The 1,139-nt window shown below is 41.1% G+C and carries 1 protein-coding gene and 1 pseudogene; one reads left to right on the forward strand and one right to left on the reverse strand.

Annotation, left to right across the window (positions count from 1 at the left end; all coding sequences use genetic code 11):
- Positions 1–286 (forward strand): annotated as a pseudogene (locus tag G4P69_RS38645) (zinc-binding dehydrogenase); the annotation flags it as partial.
- Positions 287–331: 45 nt separating this feature from the next.
- Here G4P69_RS38645 and G4P69_RS38650 read toward each other — a convergent pair.
- Positions 332–820, reverse strand: coding sequence for a molybdenum cofactor biosynthesis protein MoaE (locus G4P69_RS38650; protein WP_208355325.1), 489 nt, complete (start codon positions 818–820; stop codon positions 332–334).
- Between the last annotated feature and the right edge of the window lie 319 nt (positions 821–1,139).

A 1,139-nucleotide genomic window follows, 5' to 3' on the forward strand; every position in this document is an offset into this window, starting at 1 on the left:
AGATGGTGTTGTGGTATCCTTTGGAACATCTGGCGGTTCAGAAGTAACATTCAATGCATCCCGTTTTTACGGCACAGGCGGTGCAAGTTTATACGGATTCATTTTGTTTCATGAGCTACAAACAGAATCAGCATCTGTCGGCTTAAAACGACTCTTGGATCTTGTAGATTTAGGACAGTTAAGTCCACATATTGAGCTGGAAGCTTCTTGGACGGAAATAGCAGATATAGCACAACAACTTTTAGACAGGCGCTATCCTGGTAAGGCTGTGTTGCATGTGGATTGAGCTTTTGACGCAAACCTCTACAAGTAGCAACGCAGTGTTAATTGGTTAACAATTTTGTTCACAAGCACCAATACTTACCCAAGTGCTAGAACCATCTGACCAGTGTTCCTTTTTCCAAATAGGGGCGTTGTGTTTGAGGGTGTCGATCGCGTAACGGCAAGCTTCAAACGCTTCTTTACGATGAGGACAACCTACTGCTACTAAAACGCTAATTTCGCCTATTTGTAAGTGTCCAACACGATGATGAATCACAACACGAGTTACATCAGACCAATTTGCACGAATATTAGCAGCAATTTGATAAAACACTCGTAGCGCCATGGGTTCGTATGCTTGATACTCAAGAGAAACCACAGGTTTCCCATCGGTTTGGTTACGAACCATTCCACTCATCATCACCACTGCGCCGTTAGCCTCATCGTTAGCCTTCAAGTAGACTTCCTCAACAGACAATGGTGCAAAAGTAATCGCAAAACTGTCTTCTGACTTTGGTTTAATGGGAGTAGCAAGTGTAGTTGTTAAAATAGGATTCATTGAAATTTTTATAAAAATTTACCAAAAACCGAGCTTGTAACCTCTGTTCTTAAACACGGAGAGTTTTAAAGCAAAGACTATGATTTTACTAGACCCTGGTTCTAATCGTTGAAAATAGAATTTTCAAAGGGTGTAGGATATATACAGCTTTCTACACCCTCTAAACATCAAACAACTTTCTTCAAACGATAGTACACGCCTAAGTTTATGCCCCCATCTTGCTTAAAGCGATCGTAGGATGCTTTTAATTCATCAAGTGTTTCCGAACTTCTTGCTTGCTTCGCCTTGTTTTCTAGTTCTTTGCGTTCGGATGTTGCCT

This window comes from Aetokthonos hydrillicola CCALA 1050, assembly GCF_017591665.1.
Lineage (GTDB): Bacteria > Cyanobacteriota > Cyanobacteriia > Cyanobacteriales > Nostocaceae > Aetokthonos > Aetokthonos hydrillicola.

Coding starts and splice junctions, on each gene's coding strand:
- G4P69_RS38650 (WP_208355325.1), bottom strand. CDS start 820: ATGAATCCTATTTTAACAACTACACTTGCTACTCCCATTAAACCAAAG.